Below are 19,674 nucleotides of genomic sequence, written 5' to 3' on the forward strand. Positions count from 1 at the left end.
TCATCCCAAAGGACTAGCTCGCCAAAGAACTAGCTCGCCAAAGAACTAGCTCGCCAAAGAACTACAAGGGTTCGTGCCCGATAAGACCAGCCCTTAGAAGCTGTGCCGGGGAACCGCGCGCTGATACTGCGGCGCCCAGTCCAAGGGGAAGCCGAGTTCGAAAGCCGCGCGAAGCCACCAGTGCGGATCGCGAAGGGCTGCCCGTGCCATGAATACGCCGTCGGCTTGGCCCGTTGCCACCGTGTGTTCGGCCTGTCCTGAGGATGTCAGGAAGCCGACTGCCCCGGTGGGAACCCCCGCTTCGCGCCGGATCTGTTCCGAGAATCCCGTCTGGTATCCAGGGCCGGCCTTGATCCGCTGGTGGGCCACGGCGCCACCGCTCGAGACGTCCACCAAGTCGACGCCGTGTTCGGACGCCGCCCGCGCGAGGCGCACGGAGGCGTCGACGTCGACGCCACCCTCGGCCCAATCACTCGCGGAAATCCGCAGCAACAACGGCATCGAATCAGGGATGACAGCACGGACGGCGTCGATGACCGCAAGCATCAAGCGATTTCGGCCGGCCTCGCTGCCTCCCCACGAATCGTCGCGCTTGTTGATCAGGGGGCTTTGGAATTCGTGCAGGAGGTAGCCATGCGCGCCGTGGATCTCCACCGTGTCGAACCCGGCGTCCACGGCCCGTATGGCCGCCGCCGCGAAATCCGAAATCACGGCGTGGATGTCAGCTTCGCTCATGGCAAGAGGCCGCGCAAGCCCGGAAAACGCCTCGTTACCCGGACCCCGTGCAAGCCACCCGCCGTCGGACTCCGCTACGGATCCGCTCTCTTCGGCGAAGGGCCAGTAAGTGGAAGCCTTGCGACCGGCGTGCGCCAACTGGACGCCGATCTTGCCGCCCACGGCACTGTTGCGGTGGACGAAGTCCACAATCCGCTCCCAAGCGACCGCCTGCTCGTCCGTGTACAGTCCGGCGTCCCGCGGGCTGATCCTCCCCTCGGGGCTGACGGCCGAGGCCTCGGTGAGGATGAGGGCCGCGCCGCCCGTGGCAAACGCTCCAAGATGCACCATGTGCCAATCGTTGGGTACGCCACCCCCGCCGTCGGGCGAGCAGCTGTACTGGCACATCGGGGAAACCCAGCCACGATGCGGCAACGTCAACGAGCGCAACTGAAGCGGGCTGAACAACGCCGGTTGCGTCATTAGAAGAGGACCCGCGCCAGACCTTGCCGGGCCTTGGCCACACGTTGGTCCGAAATGCCGACGACGTCGAACAGTTCCAGCAGGCGCACACGCGCCGTCTCACGCTCGAGACCGAAGTTGCGGCCGATGAACGCGATGATGCGGTTGAACGCGTCCTCGATGTGACCACCCGAGATGTCGAGGTCGGCCACCGTGAGCTGAACCTCGATGTTGTCCGGCTCCTCCGCCGCCCGCTGACGCATGGCTTCGGCTTCCGTAGCCGTCAGGAGCTCGAGTCTGCCCATTAGTTCCACTTGGGCGAGTCCGGCCTTCGCCTCGGCATCAGCCGGTTTCTCGGCCAGCGCCTGGCGGTAGGCCGTGGCCGCAGCGGCGTAATCTCCGGCTTCAATGGCATCGAAGGCTGACTGGTGCAGCGGCGGCAAAGGACGGGCCTCCGCACCGGCGGCGCCCGCGCCGATACTGCCCGTCACTCCGTTGGCTTCGGCCACCTTGAGGAGTTCATCGATGAGGCTGCGGATTTCCTGGTCCGAAGCGGGCCCCTCGAAGAGCGGCACGGGCTGGCCCTTCAAGACCGCGACGGCGGTGGGGATGGCCTGAACCTGGAATGCCTGCGCAAGCTGCGGGAACGCATCAACATCCGCTGCGGCCAGCACGACTTTGCCGGCGTAGCCTTCCACCACACCTTCGAGGCTGTGGAGGAGGGTCGAAGCCTCCAAGGAGCGGTTGGACCACAAAAGGAAAAGGACGGGAATCTGCGCGGACAGCTGGACGAGGTCCTGGAAATTGGCCTCGGTGGCATCTACGCGAAGGGGCTGGCTGCTTCCGGGGCTTCCGCCGGAGGCAGCCGGGGCACCGTTCGGTGCCGCCGGCGCAGGGCGCCGCAATGCAGAGAGGTCGACGGCGCCGCGCAGGTTGAGCTGGCTGGCAGCGGCTGGAGAGACGGGACGGGATCCTGGCGAACTCATACCGTCCACTCTAGCCGCTGCGCCAACAGCATTTGCCTACTGGAAGCTGGCTCCCACCAGGCCGCGGACCGCGGCAACGAGTTTCATGGGAGCAGTCGAGCCTGCCGGTGGAATGTAAATAGCTACCGACTCCGAGAAGGTCTGCACGAGGCCGACTTTCGTGGAATCCCCGCCCGCGAGCACTGCCGCGGCTTTGTCCACGGTCAGCGTGTCGCCATCTGCCTTGGGCTTGCTGGTGAAGGCGAAGTCCAGCTTTCCCACCACCACGGCGCCGCCGTCGGAGGTCCGGAACACTGCCGTATCCGCCGGAGAGGGCGTGTGCGTGAAGGTGAAATTGCCGTTGGTGCCGGACTTGACGGTGCTTGCCTGGTAGTCCAGGACATCGGCAATGTAGGGCGAATTGGTGCCTTCCACAAGCTTGTCCTTGAACGCCGAATCCGCCTTGGTCAAGCGATCGCCCAGGGCTGCCATCGCCTCGCTCCCGCTGTACTGCAGCCCGGACTTGTCTCCGGCCGCCATCTGCGCGGTTCCGCCCAAGGGGATCGCCGGGAAGGACGTTCCGGGCTGAAGCGGGGAAGTGCTCTTCAGCTTGTAGTTCTCCCGCGGCGAGGCCTGCACGAGAGTCAGGACCTGGGGAACTACGTTGCCATCGCCCTGGGTCAAGGCGATCACTGTGCGTGGCCAGGTTCGCTGGGTGGAGATGACGCTGCCCAGCAATTTGTTGGACCGGACAGGCATCCGCGCTTCGTGCGTGGCAACCTGGGACCGGATCTTGTAGTTCTGCGTGCGCACCTGCAGTTCCGTGCCGTCAACCCTGGGAGCGAGTTTGGAGGCGTCACGTGCGGCATCTCCAGCCGCCACTGCGCCGGCGACCTGGTCCAGGATGCGCTTGAGCTGCGCGTCCACCAAGACGGGGGCGGTTTGCGCACCGGCGGTCCCCGCAGGGCTCGCCGTCGCGGATCCAGTCGGAGAAGTCGCGGATCCGGAGGGAGAAGGAGTCTCGGCCGCTTGGGCGCCTGCCGCGGTGCCACCGACGAGGGCCGTCACAACAGCTGCGGCTACAAGGGAAATTCGAAGTGCGGGACCCCCGCCTGTGCCTTTTTTGGTGTCCTGGCCAGGTGCGTCCTCGCCGATGATGTCTTTGTCAGTCTCCTTGGCGGTGCCTTCGCCGGCGGCCTCCGGGTCGGTTTCCTTGTTCCCGCCGCCCTGCGGACCGTTCGGGCGGGAGCCCCGGCCCCTGGTGAACTTGCTGACGAACGGCAACGCCGCACCCGCCACGATGAGGATCGCGCCAATGACAATGAGCGGGACGGCCCACGGCATGGTGGCATCGTTGGCGAACGTTATGGAGACCGACGACGGCGCCGGCTTGGTTCCGTCGCTGGCCAGAAGGAGGGACCAGTTGCCACTCGCGGGAGGAGTAAAGGAGTAGTCCAGCTGTCCGTTGGCGTTCTCCGTTTGCACCCACAGATCCGATCCGGCAGGCGACGGAGCAGTTGCTTCGCCGTCGGTGCCGGCAACCTGGAGGGACTTGCCGTCCTCGGAGACGCCGGTGATGCTGTTGTGCGCGGTCTTACCTACCCACGCGTCCACGTCATCCGGACGTCCGACAGCCAACACGAACTTGCCATCGCTTTTGATGCTGATTTGTCTGGGACCACCCCCGTGGGTCAACACGTCTTGGGTGATCACGGTCAGCGGAGCGGCTTTGGAGTCACCGGGGGCGGACGCGGTTACGGTCTCGGCCGGGGCCCAAAAGGTCAGCTGGCCAATGCCGGCCAACAGTGTCAGCAGGCCAAGCAGCACCAGCGAAACTGCAGTCTTCAATCGCACAGGAATACCAATCATCAGCGGTCGTTGAACTTCAAGGGTAACGGTTTTGTTACCAAAGAGTCAGTTCGGGGCCCTCCCGAAGGGCTTCCCGCCGCACGGCTTACCCTCTAGAATTCGCCAATTCGGGCCTGCTGATAGTGTGGCGAACAACATGACATCGGGCACTCCTGGGGCCCGACCGCGGAACGAAAAGGCAGCTGAAACACGTGAAAGAGCGCAAGGATCCCACTCCGGCCGAACAAGGACCGGAGTCCAGCCCGGATGGCTTGGCTGATGGGTCTGCCCGTGACGGCAAGGACCATGGCGAGGGCCTGATGGCGTCCTTCGTGCGCCGCCTCCGCCAGCCCCTTCCCGGCGCCCAACCGCGGGTCCGTTTCGAAATGCCTCCGGAACTTGAGCACGATGCAACAACCGAGTCCGCCGAGGATGAATCCGACGGTCCGCGCTTCGGTTCCCCCGGCCCGCGGATGTCCGCGCAACATCCGCTGTATGTCGGCTTCATGGGCACTGCCGGCGTCGGCGTCGCCCTCATGCTGTATTTCATCGGCACCAGCACCGTCCAACTGTTGTTGTGGATCGTTACGGCCCTGTTCATCGCCTTGGGGCTGGACCCCGTGGTCCGCTGGCTCGAAAACCGCAAGGTGCCGCGCCCTGCCGGCGTCGTCATCGCCGTCGGTGTCCTCGTTGCCGGAGTGGCAGCGTTTTTCGCCACCCTTATCCCCACGATCGTGGAACAGGTCTCGCAGATCGTGCGGCAGGCTCCGGACTGGATCCGTGGCTTCGTGGATTCGGACTTCTTCCGCTCCCTGGACAGCCAATTCGGCGTCCGCGACAAGATCAGCCAGGAACTCGACAAGTTCGTCAAGAACCCTGACGCCATGGGCGGTATTTTCGGCGGCGTCGTCGGTTTCGGATCCACGGTGGCCAACGGGGTCTTCGGGACGCTGATCGTCCTGGTCCTCAGCCTCTACTTCCTCGGTGCCCTGCCTGCCATGAAGAGATGGGGATACCGGCTCGCACCACGCTCACGCAGGCCCCGGGTGGAGGCGCTGTCCGAGGAAATCACGCGCTCGGTGGGCAACTATGTGATCGGCCAGGTTTGTGTTGCGTTGCTCAACGCGTTGTTCGCATTCATCGTGATGAGCATCCTGGGCATTCCGTTCAGCGTTCTGCTGGCTTTCGTGGTTGCCCTGCTTGCGTTTATCCCCTTGGTGGGAGGCTTGATTGCCGCTGTGGTGGTCATCCTGGTAGCCCTCACCGCCGGCTGGCAGACCGCCGTGATCTACGCCATCTGCTACTTCGCCTATCTGCAGTTCGAGGCCTACTTCATCTCGCCGCGCATCATGCAGAAGGCCGTTGCCGTTCCGGGTGCTGTTGCCGTGATCTCGGTGATCGCGGGTGGCAGCCTACTGGGCGTGCTCGGCGCATTGATCGCCATCCCGACGGCGGCAGCCATCATGCTGCTGATCAAGGAAGTTTTCATCGTCCGCCAGGACCGCCACTAGGCCGTCACCATTAGGCCGTCACCATTAGGCCGTCGCCACTGGGCCTGTCCAGTGGCGCGGCAGGCCATCGGGCCCTGCACCGGCTTCGGTCACGTCGTCCACGATCTCGTCCAGGACCCGGGCCGCGTACTTCTCGCCGACCCACAGGTGCTTGGCTCCGTCGATCCCCAAGACCCGGGCCTGCGGCACCAAGCTGAATCGTTCAGCGGCCTCAGCGGGCTGGAGATAGTCGTCGTGTTCCGGAACCAGGACTGTCAGCGGCTTTCCTGAAGCAGCCCATTCCTTCAAGTGCACGTCCGTGGCCCGGTGCAGCGGCGGAGACAACAGGATGGCGCCCTCCACTTGGGAAGCCACCGGCTCAACGGCACCGTACATCAAGGCCAGCTCGGTGCCGAAGGACCAGCCAACCAGCCAGCGATGAGGAAGCCCGCGTTCCACCGCGAAGCGAACAACGGCCTCGACGTCATACCGCTCACCGATTCCTTCGTCGAAATGCCCCTGGCTGGTACCCCGAGGCGAATGCGTTCCCCGCGTGTTGAAGCGCAGAACAGCGACGCCGGCCAGCGCCGGAAGGCGATAGGACGCCTTCCGGTAGACGTGCGAATCCATGAATCCGCCGTGCGTAGGCAAAGGGTGCAGCGTAATAAGCGTGGCCGAGATCTCGCCGGACTCCGGCAGCGCCAACTCACCCACAAGCAACTTGCCGTCGTCGGTCAGGAACTCCACGTTTTCGCGGTGCGCCGGCAAGACCGTCGATGCCCTGATGTCCGTGGCAGACTCCGGCTGGCTGAAAACGAGGGAAGCAGGATCGAAACTCATGCTTCCAAGCTTAAGTGCTCGGCGGCGGCGCCGCCGTCGTGGTTCCCCCGCTTTTGGACGCTACCGCAGTCCGGACTCCCCGCCCTTCCAGGTATTCCGAGGCGCCGCCCCGGCCAAAGGCGGGGAGATTCAGCGGGCCATCTCAAGTGCTCAGCGGTACCTGTAGGTTCGGCCTGTCCAGCAGTTGTTGTGCCAGTGGCGCCGTTCCGCCAAACCCGCGGCATCGCCGAAGAGGTGCGTCTCGGACCACACCACCAAGTGGGCGATTCCGGGCATGATGGCCATCGAACAACCGGGACATATATAGGTCTTCTCCGCATTCCGTGCGGTCATGGTCCGGACCATCCAGTCGCCGTCGGGGGCGCTCTCCCTGCGGGCAATGCCCGAACGGGCACGTTCCAGGTCCAGTTCCGGCGACTCGCCTGTCCGTTTCCAGCTTGCCTTGGCTGATTCGGTGCGTCTGGGGCGGTTGGAGCGGGGCATGACTCCATTCTGCCCCAGTCGCTAGTTGCGCGCGGCAGGGGAAGCGGCAGAGGAAGTAAAGTGGAGCGGGTGCGACTCGTCATAGCCCGTTGTTCCGTAGATTACGTTGGCCGCCTCAAGGCCCACCTCCCGCTTGCCACGCGGCTTTTGCTCGTCAAATCCGATGGTTCCGTGCTGGTCCACTCCGACGGCGGCTCCTACAAGCCGCTGAACTGGATGAGCCCGCCCGCTACCCTGCGGGTGACCACGCCGGAGGAGACCGAGGTCGAAGAAGGGGTGGTGGAGCAGTGGACCGTGCAGTCGGCCAAGACCGATGACCGGCTCATCATCAACATCTACGAGCAACTCCACGACACGTCCCACGACCTCGGAACAGACCCCGGGCTCATCAAGGACGGCGTTGAAGCCGATCTGCAGCGACTGCTCGCCGAGCAGATCGAAACCCTTGGTGCCGGCTATTCTCTTATCCGGCGCGAGTACTTCACTGCCATCGGTCCGGTGGACATCCTCGCCCGGGACGGCGACGGCAGGACAGTCGCCGTCGAACTCAAGCGGCGCGGCGACATCGACGGCGTCGAGCAGCTCACCCGCTACCTTGAACTGCTCAACCGAGATCCGCTGCTGGCCCCGGTGCGGGGCATTTTCGCCGCCCAGCAGATCAAGCCGCAGGCGAAGGTCCTTGCCAACGACCGCGGAATCGATTGCATCACCCTGGACTATGACGCGATGCGCGGCGTAGACGACAGCGAGTCGCGCTTGTTCTAGGTGTCCTGGCCGTCATCCCGGGTGAACCGGGTCAGGCGCGGACCCCGGCAACTAGAATCAAAGCATGACTGTCCCAGACCGGCCTGTATCTTCTTCTGCGCCTGTGCGCCACTTGATTACCGGAACCATCGTCAGCGACGGTGCGGTGATCGAAGATGGCCTGGTCGCGGTGGAGGACGACCGCATAGCCTTCGCCGGTCCGGCCGCCGAATTCCACGAAGCAGCCTTCGAAGGGTTCGAGGAAACTCCCCGGACCGATTTCCCTGCTGAGCGGTATATCGTCCCCGGATTCGTGGATGTGCACTGCCATGGCGGCAACGGAGGCGACTTTCCCGGAGCCGATGAATCCTCGGCTCGCAAAGCCATCGATTTCCTGCATCGCTCCGGTACCACCACCCTCCTCGCCAGCATGGTCACGGCGCCCCGGGAGGACCTGCTCCGGGGCATCGAGCTTTTCGTACGCTTGGCCGATGAAGGACTCGTAGCGGGAATCCATTTGGAGGGGCCTTTCCTCTCCCATGCCCGCTGCGGCGCCCAGAACCCCGCCTATCTGCTGGAGCCGGACCTGGACCTCATGACCGAGCTGGTTGAAGCCGCTGCCGGCAAGCTCGCCACCATGACCTACGCCCCCGAGCTTCCCGGCGCCGCGGCACTCGTGGACCTGATGACGTTCCACGGAGTAACGCCCTCTCTCGGCCACACGGATTGCGACGACGCGACGGCGGCCGCCTCGCTCACTGCGGCGCGGGAGGGCTTGGAATCCGCTGGTTTCGACGGCGTCAGCTCCTTGCCGACTGTGACGCATTTGTTCAATGGCATGCCTCCCATGCACCACCGCTCCCCCGGTCCCGTGGCCGCCTCCCTTCGCACGGCCCAGGAGGGCAAGGCGGTCGTGGAACTGATTGCGGACGGCACCCACCTTGACCCGAGCACCGTCGCAACAGTTTTTCAGCTCGTAGGCGCCGCAAACGTTGTCCTCGTGACCGATTCAATGGCGGCGGCGGGACTCTCCGACGGAAACTACATGCTGGGCCCCTCCCCGGTGACCGTGACGGACGGCGTCGCTACCTTGGATGCCACGGGATCCATCGCCGGCGGCACTGCCACCATGCTCGACGTCGTCAGGCGCACCGTTGCGGCCGGCGTCGGGCTCGCCGACGCGGTTGCATCGGCGACGGCGGTTCCCGCCGCAGTCCTGGGGCTCTCCGATGAACTTGGCGGCCTTCGCCGGGGCCTGCGGGCCGATCTCGTCGTCGTGGACAAGGAGCTCCAACTCGCGGGTGTATTGCGCAATGGGGATTGGCTTGCGTAGGCCGAATTGGCAGGCTCCCAATAACGCATCCCGTCGCGGGCGCGCTTTCTTCCGTTACCTTCTTTTTACTTAAAATTTGTCGGAATTCCCCTGCAGACCGTTGACCTCCAGTATCCGCCATGAAAGTGTTGTAGCAGTCTTTGTGTAGGTGTGATTCATGCTCGCAAGACGTGTTGCGAGCGTGAAGCTCCTGCTAAGCCAACCAAGCCTTGCTTGGACGGAAAACCAGGTCTTCTCGCGGAGTAACCAAGGCCGGCACGCGGTGTGCCGGACTTAAAAGTTCCACAATGAGGAGAAACAAAAATGGCACTGGGCACCGTCAAGTGGTTCAACGCTGAAAAGGGCTTCGGCTTCATTACCCCGGACGACGCAGAAGGCGACGTCTTTGTCCACTACTCCGAGATCCAGACCGGCGGATTCCGCACCCTCGACGAGAACCAGCGTGTTCAGTTCGAGATCGGTCAGGGCGCAAAGGGCCCGCAGGCCACCGGCGTAACCGCCGTCTAGTTTGATTGTTTGAATTCTGCCTGGCAGGTTCAAGGAAGGGGTTCCGCACAGGTTGCGGAACCCCTTTTACCTTTCAGGCAACGAGTGTGCGGAGAAGCCTCGCAGTTTGCCGGACAGACAGACCCGGCAAATATGCCCGGCTTAGGGCAGCGCCGATCGCGGGAATCTCCAGACTGTCTTGGTAGTACATATACAAAGTCCTGTACTCCGGCTGGAACCTCGATTTGAAGCGGGCCAAAGAGCGGAATCCGTAAACAGGCTCCAAGGTCCTGCCAACGAGGTCGAGAATGCCCGCCAAGCCGGCTTCCCCGCTGGAGAATTCCCCGGTCTCCCCGGCCAAAGGCGATCCCGAGAGGGAAATGACTTCCACTCCCTGCCGCAACTCGTGGACTGCCGAGGCAATCATGAATTCCATGAGGCCGGGGAAGGCGTCGCTACGCCGGCGCATGAAGTCCAATGTCCAGCTGATCACTTGGCCATCGCGAAACACCGGAAGCCAGCTGGTCACCCCATAGACAAACCCTTTGCCGTCGACGGCTATGCAGCAAAGCACTTCATCGTCCATCAGCTCGTCGAGGGAACCCAAGGTAAAGCCCATTTCAGGCACCTTTTTCCTGGCGGCCCACTCTTCCGACACTTCGCCGAGTTGGGAGCGTATGTGTTGCGGGAACTCCGAATAGCGCCCCCACCGGGCTTCAACCCCGGCCTTCAGTGCACGATTTTTGGCTGTGCGGACGTTTTGCCACGCTTTGCCCGTGAACTCAAGGTCGCGGATGGAGAGCCGGGTTTCCTGGGCGACGGCAATTCGGCGAAATCCCGTGGATTGCAGCATCGGCCACAATTCCTCCGTGCAGGAATAGAGGCACGGCACCAATGCGTGGTGTGCGCAGTAGTCCAGGAATCCCTCGGTCGCGGCAGTTGCTCGCACGGGATCACCGAACGGACCGGCAAGGGTCAGTGCGACGTTTCCGTGCTGCTGGTAGGCAATTCCGGCGTCCATTCCGGGAGTGAACCAGAACTTGTTCGGCTCCCATAACGCCATCCACGAAAGGGACTCCCCGCCACGCTTGACTAAATCCCTGGCCGCCAATCGGGCCGGATCGTCACCGCCGGGGCCGTGCTGCCGTTTCAGAAGCAGCGTCCACACCGCGGCCATGGCCACGAGCCAGAAGATGATCCCCGACCACACGAACAATATCGACTCGGCGGCGCTTCGCTCCGCGAACACGCGGCCGAAAGCCGTGGGTATGGGCAAGGGAAGATACTGTCGGGCGAGTTCCGCAATGAGGCCCAGGATGCCGCCGTCGTGCGCCATACCGCCCGAGCCGAGCCAGGCCCCGGTGTAGCCACTCGCCAATACGAGCCACGTACCGCCAACCAGCCACGCCATCTTCCGGCGGAGCGGCGCCCTCGAGCCCACCACAAAGTTGCCCCTGAACAGGAAAAGCAGAACCGCCAGGATAAGTGGAACCAGGGCGAGGGTCAGAATGTGGAACACCGCTGAGCCCATGACGACGGTACGGGCCCGTCCTGGAAAATGCGGAATGCTGGCGAACAGCACCAGGTAGGCGAAGGACAGCGCCACCACGCCGAGTTGCACCCCGATAGCGATTTTCAGCGCCAAGCGCCTTCCCTGGCGCATGCCCACCGCACAGATCAACAGGAGCAACGCGGGTACCACCGCGAGGGCGACGCCGGCGGGCCCGGGATAGCCCTGGCGTCCGAGTTCAAGGCAGCTGATGTCCACGGTTCCACCGCAGTTCGCCTGCAATTGGTTGAGCGTCGGAACAGGGTTCAGGACCATCTCGCTGAGCAACGCCAGAGGCCCCGCGGGGCTTCGCACCGCGCCAGCCACTAAGGGCCCGACGCCGAAAATCGCCACCATGAGCGACAGCAGGTTTCGCGTTTCGCGCCTGGTCGCCCGGTGGCTCGGTTGAATGCCGTGGTCGAGCTGGAGCCACAGACCGGTCCCCAGTCCGAGCACGGCACCCGTCAGGGCCATGACAGCCGAGGGGTCGCCAACGTACAGGACCAAGAGAAGCGCCAGAGACACAACAGTCGCCCTGAGGCGCCGACGCCACAGAGTCGGTAGAAGGCCACTGGCCGCCATCGAGACGAAGAGGGTCGCGGGAAGGGGCCCGGAGGTCCTGGCGTCCATCATCCGTCCCAGCCAGCCGTCGTCGGCGTAGGCTGCCAACTGGACCACCACCAAGAAGGCGGTGACCGTGGCAAACTGCCCGCCAAAGAACCCCGCCGCTGTGCGGAACCACCCCAGCTTGCGCTCTGAAGAACCCAACAACACGACCAACAACAACGAGGTCGTGACGTAGTCGAAGGGGTTGGCGGCAAAAAACATCGAGGTCCAGATGGACCACCAGTCCCCCGACTTCAATCCTCCACCGCTCACGCCCGAAAGATGCCGCAACACGTCAGTGCCGTACCCGAGATCGGAGTCGAAGATCGCCGGAGTGAGAAGGTACAGCGCGAGCACAAACACCGTGAAGGGGATGGCGCCAATATGGGCAGCCACGTTGCCGAGGATGGCCTGGGCAAGGGTTGCCACCATCTTCCGGGCGGGCTTGGCATTTTCGGAGTCAGCCGCCTGGTCCTTGGACAATTGGGCTTCCTGGGTACTCACGGGACGAGTCCCCACCGAGGGGCCAGGAATTCCATTGCAGAAGGAAGCTCTTGCACGGCCACAGCCCACGAATGGCCGGCTCCGGAAACTGAAGCATGCCTGATATCGAAGCCGGAAGTGCGGGCGGCTCCCGCCAATTCGGTGGCGTAGCGGACGAATTCGCCGTCTGCGGCGCCGACGGCGAAGAAGCCCGCATGGCCGTCGTAGCTTCGCTGTTTCATCAGGTTCAACGGCGCCAAGGCGTCGAAGGCCGCAGAGTCCCCGCCAAATGCGGCCTGGATGGTCCGCTGGCGATCGGGACCAAGTGAAGGCTCCCGCTCTCCCGAGAACGCGATGAAGGAAGGGTAGATTTCGGGATGCAGCGTGGTCATCTGCACGGCACAGGTTGCCCCGAAGGAGAACCCGCCGACCGTCCACTTCCTTGGGTCGGCGGAAACCTCGAGCGTCGAGTTGATCCAGCGCGGAACATCGATCGCGAGGTAGGTGTCGGCACGCGCGATCCGGCTGTCCATGCACATGGTGTTTGCGGTATCGGACCCGTTTGGATCGACCACCACGACGACGGGCGCCACGCCTCCGTGCCGGGCAGCGAAGGTATTCATAGCCGGTTCAAGCAGGCCGCCGGTCAGCCAATCGGCGGGACGTCCGGGCTGGCCGGCAAACAGGACCAGCACGGGTAGTCGGCTACGATCAGCGGATTGGTAGGCCGGTGGCAGGTAAATGAAAGCGTCCTGGGCCTTGAAACCCGATTCGATTCCGGGAATCGATGCCCTGCGGACTATTCCCCCATCAGGCAGTGACACCGGCAGGGTCCGGGAGGAACCCCTTTTGAACCCCTCCTCGAGCTGCGGGATCCGCCCCACATTGTGGCCGAAAAGATCGGCCACCGTGTGGTTGAGCCCGAAGTAGCTGTTGATCTGAAGAGCGGAGAGGAGCAGCACGGCGCCCAAGGAGACCCCTGCGGCGCTCCTGCCGAGCCACGAGGAGCCAGGGAGCCGAAAAAAGAAAAGGGCCAACGCGGAGAAGGCAACCGTCGACCAAACGAGGACCTCGAAGGGGAGATCCTCCGGGAACACGGACAGGACATTGACGAGCAGCCAATGGATGACCGAGACAACTCCACTCGCCACGGCAAGCGAAACAAGTATGGAAACCAACCAGCGCCGGTCTCGTCGCAGGAGGAGGAATGCGCTCCCGGCAATTCCAGCGCCAAGGATGGTCCAATAGAACGGACCATCAACAAGGCTCAGGTTGTACAGGAATTCCACTGTCCTCAGCGCCAGGTGCCGACGCCCACCACAGGGCCGGCCTCCAGCCAGGACGACAACCCCGCGTAGGCATCAAATCTCATAGCCAGCATGAACGACTGGCCTTCATGCTGGAGTTCGACTACCACGACGTCGGGCTGAAGCCTCGTCAGTTCTTCCTCCGTTGGCTTCCGGCGACCCAAGAGCTCCAAGGAGCTGCGGCGGAAGCTGTGTTTTGGACGGAAGCTGAGGGAGAGCAGGCGGAACCACTCAAGCTCCGAGTCCTGATAACGACAAACCCCCATCCGCCAGCTGTTTCCAGCCGTGCAAATGGAGGCGTCGACCGTGCCCAGGGCGCGCCGCAAATTGAAGCGGCGCACCCCGACGAGGCACAGTGTAAAGATCAGCAACGCAAACGCCGTTGCCAAGGCGATGAACGGAATAGCAGAATCGTCCATCAAGGTCTTGCTATCGGATCCCCGCAGTAGCTGAATCGCCCAACTGGGCGTTGTCAGCGACGATCACCACGCGGTTGTTGTCGACGGAGAAGAACCCGCCGTCCACAACTACTGCAAGGCGGTCTCCGGTAACCGGCTCGATGGCCAGCTCGCCCGCGGCCAGAATGGCGAGGAGCGGCGAGTGGCCCGGCAGGATCCCGATTTCACCATCGCTGGTGCGGGCCTTGACCATCTTGGCCGCACCGGACCACACGAAGTGGTCCGCTGCGACAATCTCAACCTCGAGCTCAGCCATACTACTTGGTCTGTTCCTGGATCTTGGCCCACTGGCGCTCGACGTCATCCAGGCCGCCGACGTTGAAGAACGCCTGCTCTGCGATGTGGTCCAGCTCGCCGTCGCAGATCGCCGTGAAGCCTTCCACGGTGTCCTTGATGGACACGGTGGAGCCTTCGACGCCGGTGAACTGCTTGGCGGTGTAGGTGTTCTGGGACAGGAACTGCTGGATGCGGCGTGCGCGCGACACGACGATCTTGTCTTCTTCGGACAGTTCGTCAACGCCGAGGATGGCGATGATGTCCTGGAGTTCCTTGTTCTTCTGCAGGATCTGCTTCACACGGACGGCCGTGTTGTAGTGGTCCTTGCCGATGTACTGCGGGTCCAGGATGCGGGACGTCGACGTCAGCGGGTCAACGGCCGGGTACAGACCACGGGAGGCGATTTCACGGGAAAGTTCCGTGGTCGCGTCGAGGTGTGCGAAGGTCGTTGCCGGAGCCGGGTCGGTGTAGTCATCAGCAGGCACGTAGATGGCCTGCATCGACGTGATCGAGTGGCCCTTGGTCGAGGTGATGCGCTCCTGCAGGAGGCCCATCTCGTCGGCGAGGTTCGGCTGGTAACCAACAGCGGACGGCATGCGGCCGAGCAGGGTGGAGACCTCGGAACCGGCCTGGGTGAAGCGGAAGATGTTGTCGATGAAGAGCAGCACGTCCTGGTTCTGCACATCGCGGAAGTACTCCGCCATGGTAAGAGCGGACAGTGCCACGCGCAGACGCGTTCCCGGCGGTTCGTCCATCTGGCCGAATACAAGGGCGGTGTCCTTGAGGACACCTGCCTCTTCCATTTCAACCCAGAGGTCGTTGCCTTCACGAGTACGCTCGCCAACACCGGCGAATACCGAAGTACCACCGAAGTTACGGGCGACACGGGTGATCATTTCCTGGATCAGAACGGTCTTGCCGACACCGGCACCACCGAACAGACCGATCTTTCCACCCTTGATGTACGGGGTGAGAAGGTCGATGACCTTGATGCCGGTCTCGAGCATCTCCGTGGAGCCCTCGAGGGATGCGAAGGCCGGAGCCTTGCGGTGGATCGGCCAGTAAGCGTCCGCATTGATCTCGGACTCGTCAACATCCAGCGGCTTGCCGAGGACGTTGAAGATGTGTCCCTTGACGCCGTCGCCAACGGGCACGGAGATCGGGGCGCCGGTGTCCTGCACCGAGGTACCGCGGACGAGTCCGTCGGTGGCCTGCAGGGAGATGGCACGAACGAGGTTGTCACCCAGGTGCTGGGAGGTCTCGAACGTGATGGTCTTGGTCTCACCGTTGAGGGTTACCTCAGTGGTAAGCGCATGGTAGATCGACGGGATTGCGTCAGCCGGGAATTCGACGTCGACAACCGGGCCGATGACACGGGCAATGCGGCCGGTGGCGCCGGCCGTTGCAGCTGCGTGCTCGGTAGCGGTGGCAGTCATCTCTCTCACTTCACTCAGTAGATGGCGTGGGGTTAAGTTTATCTATTTGGTGCAGGTGTAGCTTGCGCCGAACCATGCACCGGCAACTACGCGCTCAGGGCGTCGGCGCCGGCGACGATTTCGGAAAGCTCCTGCGTGATCTCAGCCTGGCGGGCCGTGTTGCGCAGACGCGTGTACTTCTTGATCAGTTCGGTCGCGTTGTCGCCTGCCGACTTCATGGCGCGCTGGCGGGCGGCGAGCTCGGAAGCTGCTGCCTGGAGCATTGCCGCGAAGATGCGGGACTCGATGTAACGCGGGAGCAGTGCGTCAAGCACCTGCTCCGATTCCGGTTCGAACTCGTACAGCGGCAAAAGCTCGGACTCAGTGACGGCCTGCTCTTCAACTTCGAGCGGAAGCAGACGGACAACCGTGGGCTCCTGCGTCACCATCGACTTGAAGCGGGTGTAAACGACATGGATTTCATCCACGCCACCCTCAGCGAAGTCGTTGGCGAACTCTTCGAGAAGAGCGGCGCCGACTTCCTTGGCAGTCTCGAATTCCGGTGCGTCCGTTCCGCCGGTCCACACGCGGGAGTACGGACGGCTGCGGAAGTCGAAGTACGCCTGGGCCTTGCGGCCAACCAGGTAGGTCTTGACTTCCTTGCCCTCTGCCCGGAGAAGCTCGTTAAGACCTTCGGCCTTCTTGAGCACGCTTGCCGAGTAAGAACCAGCCAGGCCACGGTCCGAGGTGATAACCAGGACTGCGGCACGGCGGATCTGCTCCGGCTCGGTGACTAGCGGGTGATCGATTTCGCTCTGGCTTGCGACAGCAGAAACAGCACGGGTAATCGCGTTTGCGTAGGGCGTCGAAGCTGCAACGCGGGCGCGGGCCTTACCGATGCGCGAGGTAGCGATCAGTTCCATCGCCTTGAAGATCTTGCGCATCGACGTCGTCGAGCTGATCTTCTGGCGGTAGACCCGGATCTGGGCTCCCATACATTTCCTTTCCTAAGATCCCGATGGATCAGCGGCTAAGGCTTTGGCGAAGGTCCCGGGCCTGCGGATTCCGCAGGCCCGGGAACCAATGCTCTAGCGCTTCTGCTTGACGATCTTTTCCTGGTCGACTTCGCCACCGGAAATCGCTTCGTGCTCTTCGTGGCCGGCACCAACCAAGCGGTTGTCGCCTTCTCCGAAGAAGCCCTTCTTGAAGTCGATGATCGAGGACTTCAGCGCTTCAGCGGTGTCGTCGTCCAGGACGTTGGTCTGCGCCAGCGTGGTCAGGATGGAGGACTTGTGCTTGAGGTGCTCCAGGAACTCGGACTCGAAACGGCTGACATCCTCAACCGGAACATCGTCCAGGTAGCCCTTCGTACCGGCCCAGATGGATACAACCTGGTCCTCGACCGGGAACGGCGAGTACTGGCCCTGCTTGAGCAGTTCCATCAGGCGGGCGCCACGGGTCAGCTGCTGGCGTGAAGCCGCGTCGAGGTCGGACGCGAACATCGCGAACGCCTGCATGTCGCGGTACTGCGCCAGGTCCAGCTTCAAGGTACCGGAGACCTTCTTCATGGACTTGACCTGTGCCGCACCACCAACACGGGACACGGACACGCCGACGTCAACGGCGGGGCGCTGGTTGGCGTTGAAGAGGTCCGACTGAAGGAAGATCTGGCCGTCGGTGATGGAGATAACGTTGGTCGGGATGTAGGCCGAGACGTCGTTCGCCTTGGTTTCGACGATCGGAAGGCCGGTCATCGAGCCTGCGCCGAGCTCGTCGGAGAGCTTGGCACAACGCTCCAGCAGACGGGAGTGCAAGTAGAACACGTCACCCGGGTACGCTTCGCGTCCCGGCGGGCGGCGGAGCAGCAGCGACACTGCACGGTAGGCTTCGGCCTGCTTCGACAGGTCATCGAAGATCACCAGTACGTGCTTGCCGCCGTACATCCAGTGCTGGCCGATGGCCGAGCCGGCGTACGGAGCCAAGTACTTGAAGCCGGCGGGGTCGGATGCCGGGGAAGCCACGATGGTGGTGTATTCCAGCGCGCCGTGGTCTTCCAGGGTCTGGCGGACAGCGGCAATGGTGGAAGCCTTCTGGCCCACACCGACGTAAACACAGCGCACCTGCTTGGTGACATCGCCCGAAGCCCAGTTGGCCTTCTGGTTGATGATGGTGTCCACGGCGATGGCAGTCTTGCCGGTCTGGCGGTCACCGATGATCAGCTGGCGCTGGCCACGCCCGATCGGAATCATGGCGTCGATAGCCTTGAGACCGGTCTGCATGGGCTCGTGGACCGACTTACGCTGGGTCACGCCCGGAGCCTGGAGTTCCAGTGCACGGGTAGTCTCGGCCTTGATCTCGCCGAGGTCATCGATGGGCTGGCCCAGCGGGTCAACTACGCGGCCCAGGAAGGCGTCGCCAACCGGGACGGACAGGATTTCACCGGTGCGGTGGACTTCCTGGCCTTCTTCGATACCGGTGAAGTCACCGAGGATGATGACGCCGATTTCGCGGACGTCGAGGTTCTGGGCCAAGCCCAGGGTGCCGTCTTCGAAGCGAAGCAGCTCGTTCGCCATGACCGAGGGAAGGCCCTCAACACGGGCGATGCCGTCACTTGCGGCGGTCACGCGGCCGACCTCTACGCGCTCTGCGTTTCCGGGTTCGTAGGACGCCGCGAACTCGTTCAACGCATTACGGACGTCGTCGGCGTTGATGGTCAATTCGGCCATCTGCAGTCCCTGCTCTCCTGTTTTCGTGATCATCGTTGCTCACGATGACCGGTGTTTGTATCAGTTAAGTTGTGCTTGTCTGGCTAGCCAGCGAGTTGCCGGCGGAGCTCGGACAGGCGGGCTACGACGGAAGCATCAAGCACTTCGTCCGCCACCTGGACCCGGATTCCACCGATCAAAGTCGGATCAACGCTGACGTTGACCTTCAACTCGCGGCCGTAGAGGGCATCAAGCCCGGCCTGCAGACGGCTGGCCTGCGCATCCGTCAACGGACGGGTAACGCGGACAGTTGCGATCCAGCGCTGCTGGCGCTTGGCTGCAAGCTTGGCGAAATTGTCGATGAGCTTGCTCGGCTTGACGCCGCGCGGCTGTGACACGGCCTGGCCGATGAGGAGCTGGGCTTCCGGGCTTCCACCAGGAAGCAGCTTCTCCGCCAGGCTGATCTTGGCCGCAGCACTTGCCTGCGACTCTCCCAGAGCACGTTGTACCTCGTGGCTGGAAGCAACGGTCTGGTTGAAAGCAAACAGATCGTTTTCCAGCTCTTCCAGCCCCGTGATTCCGGAGGCAGAAACGGCCGACTTGTTTTCAGCCACGGCGATGACCACCGTGGCGGCAAGAGTCTCGAGTGCATCGCCGATATCGCGTGCCGATGCCCAGCGCAAGCTGGCCAATCCACTCGCGATTTCCGCAGCATCAGCGGAGACTTTCCCGCCAACCAGCTGCTTGACCAGCGCCGACTTTTCTTCTCCGCTGCGGGAGGGGTCAGTCAGGGCGCGGCGCAAGCCAGCCGAGCTGTCCACCGTTCCCAGGATTCCGAAGAGGTCCTTAGCCAACTGCAGCGAGGCCGTCGGAAGCGTGGCTTCCAACTGCTCCAGCGCCGTGGTCAGCGATTCGCTCGATACACCTGCCATTACTTAGCTGCACCTGCGCTCTGGGTCTCCAGATCTGCGAGGAAGCGGTCCACCACACGGGCGGCACGCTCGTCATCGCTGAGCGATTCGCCAACGATGCGCTCTGCCAAAGTCGTGGCCAGGGTGCCCACCTCGGAACGCAGCGAGACAACAGCTGCCTGGCGCTCCGATTCGATCTGGGCGAACGCCTGCTCGGTGATGCGGGCCGACTCGGCGGCTGCCTTGGTCTTCAGCTCCGCGAGGATCTGGGCACCTTCGGCTCGAGCTTCTTCGCGGATGCGGTTGGCCTCGGCGCGGGCATCGTGGAGCTGCTGCTTGTACTCTTCGAGAGCTGCAGAAGCTTCAGCCTGGGCCTTTTCAGCCTTGGCAATGCCGCCCTCAATCGCCTCTGCGCGCTCGGCAAAAGTCTTCTCGAACATCGGGACAACAAACTTGACCACGATGTAAAAGAGGACCGCAAAGCCAGCGAGGACGACGCCCATTTCCCAGGGGTTGGGAACGAGCGGATTAGCCGACTCGGCGGCGCCTTGAGCGGCGGCTGAGATGATCTGCTGATTCATGTTTCACCCGTCCTTATC

18 protein-coding genes are annotated in these 19,674 nt (G+C 63.2%); 4 read left to right on the forward strand and 14 right to left on the reverse strand.

The genetic code is table 11. The features are described 5' to 3' along the window. Positions 1 to 93: 93 nt before the first annotated feature. From QRN59_RS22625 to QRN59_RS22635, 3 genes are read right to left on the reverse strand one after another with little or no spacing between them, the layout of a single operon-like run. Positions 94 to 1,197 carry an NADH:flavin oxidoreductase/NADH oxidase gene (locus tag QRN59_RS22625; protein ID WP_284984677.1) on the reverse strand — a complete coding sequence of 368 codons (1,104 nt, stop codon included), beginning with the start codon at positions 1,195 to 1,197 and terminating at the stop codon, positions 94 to 96. Continuing rightward, the gene (locus QRN59_RS22630; RefSeq protein ID WP_284984678.1) at positions 1,197 to 2,162 is read right to left on the reverse strand and encodes a tetratricopeptide repeat protein; all 966 of its coding nucleotides are present in this window, start codon (positions 2,160 to 2,162) and stop codon (positions 1,197 to 1,199) included. The genes QRN59_RS22625 and QRN59_RS22630 overlap by 1 nt, the downstream gene beginning before the upstream one ends. Before the next feature lie 36 nt (positions 2,163 to 2,198). Continuing rightward, positions 2,199 to 4,010, reverse strand: coding sequence for a DUF8094 domain-containing protein (locus QRN59_RS22635; RefSeq protein ID WP_284984679.1), 1,812 nt, complete (start codon positions 4,008 to 4,010; stop codon positions 2,199 to 2,201). A 299-nt stretch (positions 4,011 to 4,309) separates the two neighbouring features. Here QRN59_RS22635 and QRN59_RS22640 point away from each other — a divergent pair, with 299 nt between their 5' ends. Beyond that, positions 4,310 to 5,500 carry an AI-2E family transporter gene (locus QRN59_RS22640; protein WP_284984717.1) on the forward strand — a complete coding sequence of 397 codons (1,191 nt, stop codon included), beginning with the start codon at positions 4,310 to 4,312 and terminating at the stop codon, positions 5,498 to 5,500. Between the two features lie 24 nt (positions 5,501 to 5,524). On the opposite strand, the gene QRN59_RS22645 is transcribed toward QRN59_RS22640, so the two are convergent. After that, positions 5,525 to 6,319, reverse strand: coding sequence for an alpha/beta hydrolase (locus QRN59_RS22645; RefSeq protein ID WP_284984680.1), 795 nt, complete (start codon positions 6,317 to 6,319; stop codon positions 5,525 to 5,527). 150 nt (positions 6,320 to 6,469) lie between these two features. Further along, positions 6,470 to 6,802, reverse strand: coding sequence for an Rv1322 family protein (locus QRN59_RS22650; protein ID WP_284751215.1), 333 nt, complete (start codon positions 6,800 to 6,802; stop codon positions 6,470 to 6,472). A gap of 69 nt (positions 6,803 to 6,871) precedes the next feature. Between QRN59_RS22650 and nucS the strand changes: the two genes are divergently transcribed. From nucS to QRN59_RS22665, 3 genes are all read left to right on the forward strand, one after another. After that, positions 6,872 to 7,567, forward strand: a complete 696-nt coding sequence (gene nucS, locus QRN59_RS22655) for an endonuclease NucS (RefSeq protein ID WP_284984681.1) — start codon at positions 6,872 to 6,874, stop codon at positions 7,565 to 7,567. 64 nt (positions 7,568 to 7,631) lie between these two features. After that, positions 7,632 to 8,879 (forward strand): N-acetylglucosamine-6-phosphate deacetylase, encoded by a 1,248-nt coding sequence (gene nagA, locus QRN59_RS22660; RefSeq protein ID WP_284984682.1) that lies wholly within the window; start codon positions 7,632 to 7,634, stop codon positions 8,877 to 8,879. A gap of 303 nt (positions 8,880 to 9,182) precedes the next feature. Then, positions 9,183 to 9,386 carry a cold-shock protein gene (locus tag QRN59_RS22665; protein WP_028264741.1) on the forward strand — a complete coding sequence of 68 codons (204 nt, stop codon included), beginning with the start codon at positions 9,183 to 9,185 and terminating at the stop codon, positions 9,384 to 9,386. Positions 9,387 to 9,459: 73 nt separating this feature from the next. Here QRN59_RS22665 and QRN59_RS22670 read toward each other — a convergent pair whose 3' ends face one another. From QRN59_RS22670 to QRN59_RS22710, 9 genes are all read right to left on the reverse strand, one after another. Beyond that, the gene (locus tag QRN59_RS22670; RefSeq protein WP_284984718.1) at positions 9,460 to 11,952 is read right to left on the reverse strand and encodes a bifunctional lysylphosphatidylglycerol flippase/synthetase MprF; all 2,493 of its coding nucleotides are present in this window, start codon (positions 11,950 to 11,952) and stop codon (positions 9,460 to 9,462) included. Between the two features lie 68 nt (positions 11,953 to 12,020). Then, positions 12,021 to 13,292, reverse strand: coding sequence for an alpha/beta hydrolase (locus QRN59_RS22675; protein WP_284984683.1), 1,272 nt, complete (start codon positions 13,290 to 13,292; stop codon positions 12,021 to 12,023). Positions 13,293 to 13,297: 5 nt separating this feature from the next. Continuing rightward, a complete protein-coding gene (locus tag QRN59_RS22680) occupies positions 13,298 to 13,729 on the reverse strand; it encodes a DUF2550 domain-containing protein (RefSeq protein WP_284984684.1) in 432 nt (143 codons plus the stop codon). Between the two features lie 10 nt (positions 13,730 to 13,739). Then, positions 13,740 to 14,024: a F0F1 ATP synthase subunit epsilon gene (locus tag QRN59_RS22685; RefSeq protein WP_059387616.1), complete on the reverse strand. Its 285-nt coding sequence runs from the start codon at positions 14,022 to 14,024 to the stop codon at positions 13,740 to 13,742. A gap of 1 nt (position 14,025) precedes the next feature. Beyond that, a complete protein-coding gene (gene atpD, locus QRN59_RS22690) occupies positions 14,026 to 15,480 on the reverse strand; it encodes a F0F1 ATP synthase subunit beta (protein ID WP_284984685.1) in 1,455 nt (484 codons plus the stop codon). Between the two features lie 86 nt (positions 15,481 to 15,566). Beyond that, positions 15,567 to 16,454 (reverse strand): F0F1 ATP synthase subunit gamma, encoded by an 888-nt coding sequence (locus QRN59_RS22695; RefSeq protein WP_284751221.1) that lies wholly within the window; start codon positions 16,452 to 16,454, stop codon positions 15,567 to 15,569. Between the two features lie 93 nt (positions 16,455 to 16,547). Then, positions 16,548 to 18,185 (reverse strand): F0F1 ATP synthase subunit alpha, encoded by a 1,638-nt coding sequence (gene atpA / locus QRN59_RS22700; protein WP_078108478.1) that lies wholly within the window; start codon positions 18,183 to 18,185, stop codon positions 16,548 to 16,550. An 83-nt stretch (positions 18,186 to 18,268) separates the two neighbouring features. Further along, complete coding sequence (locus QRN59_RS22705) at positions 18,269 to 19,096, reverse strand: F0F1 ATP synthase subunit delta (RefSeq protein ID WP_284984686.1); 828 nt, start codon at positions 19,094 to 19,096, stop codon at positions 18,269 to 18,271. Continuing rightward, on the reverse strand, positions 19,096 to 19,656 hold the full coding sequence (locus tag QRN59_RS22710) for a F0F1 ATP synthase subunit B (RefSeq protein ID WP_284984687.1): 561 nt from the start codon (positions 19,654 to 19,656) through the stop codon (positions 19,096 to 19,098). The genes QRN59_RS22705 and QRN59_RS22710 overlap by 1 nt, the downstream gene beginning before the upstream one ends. Between the last annotated feature and the right edge of the window lie 18 nt (positions 19,657 to 19,674).

The organism is Arthrobacter sp. efr-133-TYG-118 (genome assembly GCF_030209755.1).
Lineage (GTDB): Bacteria > Actinomycetota > Actinomycetes > Actinomycetales > Micrococcaceae > Arthrobacter.

Coding starts and splice junctions, on each gene's coding strand:
- QRN59_RS22625 (WP_284984677.1), bottom strand. CDS start 1,197: ATGACGCAACCGGCGTTGTTCAGCCCGCTTCAGTTGCGCTCGTTGACG.
- QRN59_RS22630 (WP_284984678.1), bottom strand. CDS start 2,162: ATGAGTTCGCCAGGATCCCGTCCCGTCTCTCCAGCCGCTGCCAGCCAG.
- QRN59_RS22635 (WP_284984679.1), bottom strand. CDS start 4,010: ATGATTGGTATTCCTGTGCGATTGAAGACTGCAGTTTCGCTGGTGCTG.
- QRN59_RS22640 (WP_284984717.1), top strand. CDS start 4,310: ATGGCGTCCTTCGTGCGCCGCCTCCGCCAGCCCCTTCCCGGCGCCCAA.
- QRN59_RS22645 (WP_284984680.1), bottom strand. CDS start 6,319: ATGAGTTTCGATCCTGCTTCCCTCGTTTTCAGCCAGCCGGAGTCTGCC.
- QRN59_RS22650 (WP_284751215.1), bottom strand. CDS start 6,802: ATGCCCCGCTCCAACCGCCCCAGACGCACCGAATCAGCCAAGGCAAGC.
- nagA (WP_284984682.1), top strand. CDS start 7,632: ATGACTGTCCCAGACCGGCCTGTATCTTCTTCTGCGCCTGTGCGCCAC.
- QRN59_RS22665 (WP_028264741.1), top strand. CDS start 9,183: ATGGCACTGGGCACCGTCAAGTGGTTCAACGCTGAAAAGGGCTTCGGC.
- QRN59_RS22670 (WP_284984718.1), bottom strand. CDS start 11,952: ATGGTGGCAACCCTTGCCCAGGCCATCCTCGGCAACGTGGCTGCCCAT.
- QRN59_RS22680 (WP_284984684.1), bottom strand. CDS start 13,729: ATGGACGATTCTGCTATTCCGTTCATCGCCTTGGCAACGGCGTTTGCG.
- QRN59_RS22685 (WP_059387616.1), bottom strand. CDS start 14,024: ATGGCTGAGCTCGAGGTTGAGATTGTCGCAGCGGACCACTTCGTGTGG.
- atpD (WP_284984685.1), bottom strand. CDS start 15,480: ATGACTGCCACCGCTACCGAGCACGCAGCTGCAACGGCCGGCGCCACC.
- QRN59_RS22695 (WP_284751221.1), bottom strand. CDS start 16,454: ATGGGAGCCCAGATCCGGGTCTACCGCCAGAAGATCAGCTCGACGACG.
- atpA (WP_078108478.1), bottom strand. CDS start 18,185: ATGGCCGAATTGACCATCAACGCCGACGACGTCCGTAATGCGTTGAAC.
- QRN59_RS22705 (WP_284984686.1), bottom strand. CDS start 19,096: ATGGCAGGTGTATCGAGCGAATCGCTGACCACGGCGCTGGAGCAGTTG.
- QRN59_RS22710 (WP_284984687.1), bottom strand. CDS start 19,656: ATGAATCAGCAGATCATCTCAGCCGCCGCTCAAGGCGCCGCCGAGTCG.